At 66.2% G+C, this 7,752-nt stretch carries 6 protein-coding genes; 4 read left to right on the top strand and 2 right to left on the bottom strand.

Annotation, left to right across the window (positions count from 1 at the left end):
• From JMF90_RS14960 to JMF90_RS14945, 4 genes are all read left to right on the top strand, one after another.
• A partial coding sequence (locus tag JMF90_RS14960) for a D-(-)-3-hydroxybutyrate oligomer hydrolase (protein WP_236597982.1) occupies positions 1-2,058 on the top strand: 2,058 nt, incomplete at its 5' end.
• A 616-nt stretch (positions 2,059-2,674) separates the two neighbouring features.
• Entirely contained in the window at positions 2,675-4,510 is a 1,836-nt protein-coding gene (locus JMF90_RS14955; RefSeq protein ID WP_201316754.1) for a S10 family peptidase, read from the top strand.
• Positions 4,511-4,767: 257 nt separating this feature from the next.
• Positions 4,768-5,358, top strand: coding sequence for a nucleotidyltransferase domain-containing protein (locus tag JMF90_RS14950; protein WP_006476758.1), 591 nt, complete (start codon positions 4,768-4,770; stop codon positions 5,356-5,358).
• Complete coding sequence (locus JMF90_RS14945) at positions 5,358-5,795, top strand: hypothetical protein (RefSeq protein WP_012328012.1); 438 nt, start codon at positions 5,358-5,360, stop codon at positions 5,793-5,795. Before JMF90_RS14950 ends, JMF90_RS14945 begins: the two co-directional genes overlap by 1 nt.
• A gap of 88 nt (positions 5,796-5,883) precedes the next feature.
• Here the strand turns inward: JMF90_RS14945 and JMF90_RS14940 are convergent, their stop codons facing one another.
• Positions 5,884-6,672, bottom strand: coding sequence for a sulfite exporter TauE/SafE family protein (locus tag JMF90_RS14940; protein ID WP_012328013.1), 789 nt, complete (start codon positions 6,670-6,672; stop codon positions 5,884-5,886).
• Positions 6,673-6,997: 325 nt separating this feature from the next.
• The coding region (locus JMF90_RS14935) for an MFS transporter (protein WP_201325197.1) at positions 6,998-7,752 on the bottom strand (755 nt) is incomplete at its 5' end.

The raw sequence follows: 7,752 nt of genomic DNA, 5'->3' as shown, positions 1-7,752 counted from the left end.
TGGGGGGCGGCGCTGGCCGCGGTCGCGATGCTCGGCGCGTGCAACGGCGACGAGTCGGCCGAGCGCAACCGGTTGCCCGGCTTCGTGTCCGGCAGCGTGCGCACGACGGCCTACGACGGCGCGAGCGACGACCTGCTGACGGCCGGCCTCGGCAAGACCGGCCTCGCGGCGGCGACTGCGCCCGGGTTCGCGAACCCGTCGCGGCCGACCAGCGCCGAATTGCGCCGTCTCGCCATCTGGTCGAACTATCGCGCGCTCGTCGACATGAGCGCGAATGGCGGCTATGGCCGCTTCTGGGGGCCGAACGTCGACCTCGACGGCAACGACACGCTCGGCGAAGGCAAGATCCCCGGCACCGAATATCTCGCGTACGCCGACGACGGCAGCGGCAGCAAGAACGTCACGCTGCTCGTGCAGGTGCCCGCGAGCTTCAACCCCGCGCAACCGTGCATCGTCACCGCGACGTCGTCCGGCTCGCGCGGCGTGTACGGCGCGATTTCCGCGGCCGGCGAGTGGGCGCTCAAGCGCGGCTGCGCGGTGGCCTACAACGACAAGGGCGGCGGCAACGGCGCGCACGAGCTCGGTTCCGACACCGTCACGCTGATCGACGGCACGCTCGCCAACGCGGTGCTGGCCGGCACCGCGAGCCTGTTCACCGCGAACGTGACGAGCGGCGATCTCGCCGCATTCAACAGCCGCTTCCCGAACCGTTATGCGTTCAAGCATGCGCACTCTCAACAGAATCCCGAGCAGGACTGGGGGCGCGTGACGCTGCAGTCGGTCGAATTCGCGTACTGGGCGCTCAACGAGCAGTTCGGACCGGTGATCGACGGCGCCCGTCACGGCGTGCGCTATCGCGCGGGCGACATCACGACGATCGCCGCGTCGGTCAGCAACGGCGGCGGCGCGTCGCTCGCTGCCGCCGAACAGGACAATCGGGGCTGGATTACCGCGGTGGTGGTCGGCGAGCCGCAGATCAACGTGCGGATGGCGCCGAATGCGGTGGTCCGCGCGGGCGGCCAGCCGGTGCCGTCGTTCGGCCGGCCGCTGGCCGATTACGCGACGCTCGCGAATCTGCTGGAACCGTGCGCGGCCGCGTCGGCGTCGCTCGCCGGCGCGCCGTACCTGAGCGCGCTGCCGGCCACGACCACGCAGTCGATCCGCACGCAGCGCTGCGCGACGCTCGCCGCGGCCGGGCTGGTGGCGGGCGCCGACACGCAGAGCCAGGCGGCCGACGCGCTCGCGCAACTTCACGCGGCCGGCTATCTGGCCGATTCCGACCTGCTGCAGGCACCGATGTGGGATTCGCAGGCAATTCCAGCGATCGCGGTCACCTATGCGAACGCGTACACGCGCTCGCGCGTCACCGACAACCTGTGCAACTTCAGCTTCGCGACGACGAACCCAGCGACGGGCGTGGTCGCGGCGCCCGCTGCATCGCCGATGCCGAGCGTGTTCGGCGTCGGCAACGGCGTGCCGCCGACTGCCGGCATCAATCTGGTGTTCAACGACGGCGCGGGCACCGACCACCGGCTTGCGACGCCCGATGCAAGCTTCGCGGGCGCGCTGTGCCTGCGCCAGCTGTGGACCAACGGGATGCTCGGGATGCCCGCGAACGTCGACGCGGTGCGCGTGAACGCGAACCTGCACGGCAAGCCGGCGATCATCGTGCAGGGCCGCAGCGATGCGCTCGTACCGGTGAACCATGCGTCGCGCGCGTACGTCGCCCAGAACGGCATCAGCGAAGCCGGGCGCAGCCAACTGGTGTTCTACGAAGTGACGAACGGCCAGCACTTCGACGCGTTCCTGTCGGTGCCGGGCTTCGACACGCGCTTCGTGCCGGTTCACTACTACAACGTGCAGGCGCTGAACCTGATGTGGCGGCATCTGAAGAACGGCGCGCCGCTGCCGCCGTCGCAGGTGATCCGCACGGTGCCGCGCGGCGGCACGCCGGGCGCCGCGCCCGCGCTGACGAGCGCCAACCTGCCGCCGATCTCGACCGCGCCGGGCGCGAACGCGATTTCCGTCGGCGTCGGCACGATCGACGTGCCGCTCTGACGGCGCCCGCCACGCGTTCTCCAGCAAGCCGGACCGTCGTCCGGCTTTTTTATTGACGTCGGCTGGAATCGGTCCCGTACGGCCTTTTATCCGAATGGCGAGCGCTGTAACAAATTATTACTTTACGGCGATAAATCCGGAACCTAATATGCGCCGGTATTTTCACTTAATTTAATAAATTCCAGGCACGAGAATATTCCTTTCCGTTTAGTTAATTGATCCTTTCGATTTTATTCAATCGGCTCGAATCCCGGATGATCGCCGTTTCGCGATTAATCGGTATCTCGCCGAGGGGGATCGTTCGTCTATTCGAAGTGAAGACGCTTTTTCGGGCGGGCTTTGCACGGCGTTCTTTTGTCCGTCTTTTTTGTTGCGCCTGCAAATTCACGGAATGAATCCGTATTGCAGCGAATCATTGAATTGTCGTTGGCAATGGAATTGATTCCATTGTGCGGTTGCAAAAAACATGGGTGGGGTAAATCGTGCCGATCGGTATTCGCCGATCCGGTAAAAAACTCGGAGTGCGTCGCATAACGAATGCATTCCCGGTGCGGAGCGCCGGCGCAAATGATCCTTTGCGGCCGGCGGTATTTATCGTTCTGTTCGAGAGGCAATAATGACGACACGGAAGTCCTTGAAAGACGGTTTCGCGCTATTCGGAACGACCTTGAGCGTACCGCTCGCCGCCGCAGCGGCCGCGGCGCTGCTCGTCACGGGGTGCGGCGGCGACGACGGGCCGAGCCCGAGCGCATCGGCCGCCACCGCGGCCGCGACGACCAGCGGCAGCACGTCGGCCGCCACCGACGCAACGACCGCCGCCGCGGCCGACCAGCCGTACGTCGACACCGACGTGTACGGCACCGGGCCGAACGACGCGGTCACGGATTCGACGGAAGGCGCCGCGGTCGTGCACCGCCAGGTCACGATCGGCGGCAAGACGATCAAGTACACGGCCACCACCGGCCACCTGACGACGATCGATCCGGTCACGTCGGCGCCGAACGCGAAGATGTTCTACGTCGCGTACACGCAGGACAATCCGGACCCGTCGAAGCCGCGTCCGGTCACGTTCTTCTACAACGGCGGCCCCGGTTCGTCGTCGGTCTACCTGCTGCTCGGCTCGTACGGGCCGAAGCGCCTGCAGTCGTCGTTCCCGAACTTCACGCCGCCGGCGCCGTACAAGCTGCTCGACAACCCGGACAGCCTGCTCGACCGCACCGACCTCGTGTTCATCAACCCGGTCGGCACTGGTTATTCGACCGCGATCGCACCGGCGAAGAACAAGGACTTCTGGGGCACCGACCAGGACGCGCGCTCGATCGACCGCTTCATTCAGCGCTACCTGACCAAGTACTCGCGCTGGAATTCGCCGAAGTTCCTGTACGGCGAGTCGTACGGCACCGCGCGCAGCGCGGTCGTGTCGTGGGTGCTGCACGAGGACGGCATCGACCTGAACGGGATCACGCTGCAGTCGTCGATCCTCGACTATGCGAACGCGCTGTCCGCGCCGGGCACGTTCCCGACGCTCGCGGCCGACGCGTTCTACTGGAAGAAGACGACGCTCAACCCGACGCCGACCGATCTCGACGCGTACATGGTCCAGGCCCGCAACTACGCGGACAACACGCTCGCGCCGCTCGCGCAGAAGCCGAACCCGCAGGACGGCGGCTTCGTGAACGTGCGGCTGAACCTGAAGCTCGCGACCGCGCAGCAGATGGGCGCGTACATCGGCACGGACCCGACGTCGCTGATCCAGACCTTCGGCAACCCGGCCGCGCTCGGCAACGTGCCGTCGTCGGATGACAACCCGCCGTACACGTTCTTCCTGACGCTGGTGCCGGGCACGCAGATCGGCCAGTACGATGGTCGCGCGAACTTCACGGGCAAGGGCATCGCGCCGTACATCCTGCCGAACTCGGGCAGCAACGATCCGTCGATCACGAACGTCGGCGGCGCGTACACGGTGCTGTGGAACAGCTACATCAACACCGACCTCAAGTACACGTCGACGTCGTCGTTCGTGGACCTGAACGACCAGGTCTTCAACAACTGGGACTTCAGTCACATCGACCCGACCGGCGCGAACAAGGGCGGCGGCAATACGCTGTACACGGCCGGCGACCTGGCGTCGACGATGAGCGTGAACCCGGACCTGAAGGTGCTGTCGGCGAACGGCTATTTCGACGCCGTCACGCCGTTCCACCAGACGGAGCTGACGCTCGCGCAGATGCCGCTCGATCCGACGCTCAAGGCGCAGAACCTGACGATCAAGAACTACCCGTCGGGCCACATGATCTACCTGAACGACGCGTCGCGGACCGCGCTGAAGGGCGATCTCGCCAGCTTCTACGACGGTATCCTCGCGAACCGCACCGCGCTGCAACGCGTGCTGAAACTGCAGGCGCGCACGCAGCAGATGAAGCAGCAGAAACTGCGGCAGCAGGGGCAGTAAGCGTGGCGGGCGGCGGGCGATGCCCGCCGCGACGCGACGAACAAGTGCACTCGCGCAATGCGGGCCGGTGCTTCAGGTCGCGTGCGTTGGTGACGTCGCTGTTGTTCCGGATGCCCCGAGAGTCGTGGACTCCCGGGGCATTGGCTTTTGTGTCGGAGCAGCGTGCGTCGCCTCGGAAGTCGCGGATGACGGCGCACTTAATCCTCAAAATGGGGATTTATATCCTTCTATTGAGGATTAAGTGAAAAATCCTCATAATGAGGACAGTCATCCCCGACTCAAGGATTTTTGTGGGCGTCGCCGACTTTCTCCTCACACCCGGCATGCAACGTGTGCTGGGTGCCACGCTGCTAGAACCCGACCGCTGCTTTACGCTGCAGGAATTGCTGCGTCTGGCAAGCAGTGGACACGGCAGCGCTCAAAAGCAGATAGACCGGCTGATCGAGGCCGGCGTACTCAAGGAAGACGCGCGCCGAGGCCGGCAGCGGAGCATCCGCGCCAATACGGACTTCGTCCTCTATCCGGAACTCGTCGAGATTGCGCGAAAGACGTTCGCTGTCGCAGAGCCGTTGAAGGAAGCCTTGTCGCCTTTTGCCGGGCATATTTCCACGGCCTTCGTGTTTGGCTCGGTGGCCAAGGGTACCGACAGCAGCCGAAGCGACATCGACCTGATCGTCATCGGCGACGCCCAGCTTCTCGAGTTGGCCGAAGCCTTGCACGCCGCCGAGCATGATCTGCAGCGTCCCATCAACTTCTCGTTGTACGAACCTGCCGAATGGGCCGCGCTGGTCGATAGCGATCCCGTCATCGCGCAGATCGCCCAGGGACCGACTTTGAGGATTTTGTGATGTCACGTCCGACCGAATACGAAAACCTTATCAAGACGAGAGCCTTCGATGCGGTTGCGCCGACATCCGGGGCAATCGCGGGCTTCCTGCGCAATGCGGAGGATTACAAGGCCACTGCCGACGAACTGGATCCCGCCCGGCATTTGCAGGTATTTACCTTGGCCTACGAAGGCTACTTCCAGGTCGTACAGGCTGTTCTGGAGTTCTACGAGGTGAGGACCAAAGATGCCGGCCGCAACCTGGCTATCCAGCGCGTCTCCACCTCGTTGGGTGTGAGCGCCCCGGAATTCGCTTTCATCACGAAGGCACACGAGCGACGCAACGGCACGTCGTACGTTTCGCCGTTTCCGCCGGTGTCGAAAGCCGAGGCCGCCACCATGCTGGGCATCCTGGCGAAATACTTGCCTGTTGCACGTGCCCTGACCGGTATGTCGTGAAACCCGCTTGGTCGTCCGTCAAGACAGGCGACAGGTGGTTTGGGGGCACGCACTGAGGCGGCGTATTTCGGCAGGCGTGAGAGGCCGCTTACGCCAGCACGAGCCGCACGCCGACCGCGACCAGGGTCGACGCGAGCAGATTGCGCAGCAGCCGCTCGGGCGCGCGCGCCGACAGCAGGCTGCCGATCACGATGCCGGGCAGCGAACCGAGCAGCAGCGACAGCAGCATCGACCAGTCGACCGAGCCGAGCAGCCAGTGGCCCATGCCCGCGACCAGCGTGAGCGGCACCGCATGCGCGATGTCGGAACCGACGATGCGGGTCGTGGCGAGCAGCGGATACAGCAGCAGAAGCACGGTGACGCCGATCGCGCCGGCGCCGACCGACGTCATCGACACGAGCACGCCGAGCACGGCGCCCGTCAGCACGGTCGACCACAGCGTGCGCGCGGGGCTCGGCGCGAGCGGGTTGCGGGCGGCGAACGCGGTCAGTTGAGGGCGGAAGATCAGCGCGAGCGACGTGAGCAGCAGTGCGACGCCCAGTACGAGCTGGATCATCCGCGCGGTGCCCGGCGTGTTCATCCCGTGCGTATGCAGCCACCACAGCGTGAGCGCCGCGGCCGGCACGCTGCCCGCGGCGAGCCGGCTCGTGATGCGCCAGTCGATCGAGCCTTTCAGGCCGTGGACGAGCGTACCGGTGGCCTTGGTCGCGGCTGCGTACAGCAGGTCGGTACCGACCGCCGTCGCGGGGTGGACGCCGAACAGCAGCACGAGAATCGGCGTCATCAACGAACCGCCGCCGACACCCGTGAGGCCAACGAGAACGCCGACGAACAGGCCGGACAGCGAGTACAGCAGATCGATATGGGGAAGCGACATCGGAGCAGGCGGTTATGCGGCGTTCGGCGGCGGCGCGCGGCCGCGGCGCGCGCATCAAAGTCCGCCATTGTCGCAAAAGTGACGCGTCAACGTACGACTGCGTTAAAAATCGGCCGGGGAGGCGCGCACGGCGGCGGCCGGCGGGACGTGAAACGGGCGTTTGAGCAGGGGCGCGGCCGACGGTGATGATCGGCCTGAAAGCGATGACGAATCGGGCTTAAACGGCGCACGTCCGACGCGCATAAAAAAGAGGCGCGACAACGCGTGCCCTGCTCCGATCGGTTCTCGGTTCTCGGCTTCCGGCTTCCGGTTCCCCCGCCGACGGTCAGTGCATCGCAGGGCCGGTGCCTTCGATCGCGCGGGGCGGCCGGATGCGCAGCGCCAAACCGGTCAGCGCGGCCACGGCGGCAAACGCCGCGCCGAACGCGAAGGCCGCGTGGTAGCCACCGTTCAGCGCGTCGAGCGGCGTGGCTTGCGCCGCCGCGAGCGCGTCGGTGCGGGCCCCGGCGAGGCTCGCGAGGATCGCCAGCCCGAGCGCGCCGCCCATCATGAACGACGTGTTGACGATGCCCGATGCGAGCCCGGAATCGGCTGGGTCGACGTCGTTCATCGCGGCGAGCAGCACCGGGTTGAACGCGACGCCCGCGCCGATGCCGAGCAGCGTCATGCCGGGCAGCACGTGCCACACGAAACCGCCGTCGACCGGTGCGCGCGAGAACAGCGCGAGGCCGCACGCCGCGAGCAGCAGGCCGGCGGCAATCGGGCCGCGGATGCCGAAACGCATCACGATGCGCGCCGACAGCCCGAGCGAGAACGCGGCCATGATCAAATTCGCCGGCAGGAACGCGAGGCCGACCTGCAGCGGCCCGTAGCCGAGCACGCGCTGCATGTACAGCGCGGACAGGAAGAACCACGCGAACATCGCGGCTGCCCACAGCACGGCGATCGCGTTCGCGAGCGCCACGTTGCGCGCGGCGAACAGCGTGAGCGGCATCAGCGGATGCGCGGCGCGCGACTCGATCGCGATGAACAGCCCGAGCAGCACGACGGCCGCGCCGATCAGCGCGATGGTCTGCGTCG

The sequence above is a fragment of the Burkholderia sp. E168m23 genome, from assembly GCF_016586125.1.
Classification (GTDB): Bacteria; Pseudomonadota; Gammaproteobacteria; order Burkholderiales; family Burkholderiaceae; genus Burkholderia; species Burkholderia orbicola.
The sequence above is the reverse complement of the archived record's forward strand: the minus strand, read 5'-3'. Positions and strand labels throughout refer to the sequence as shown.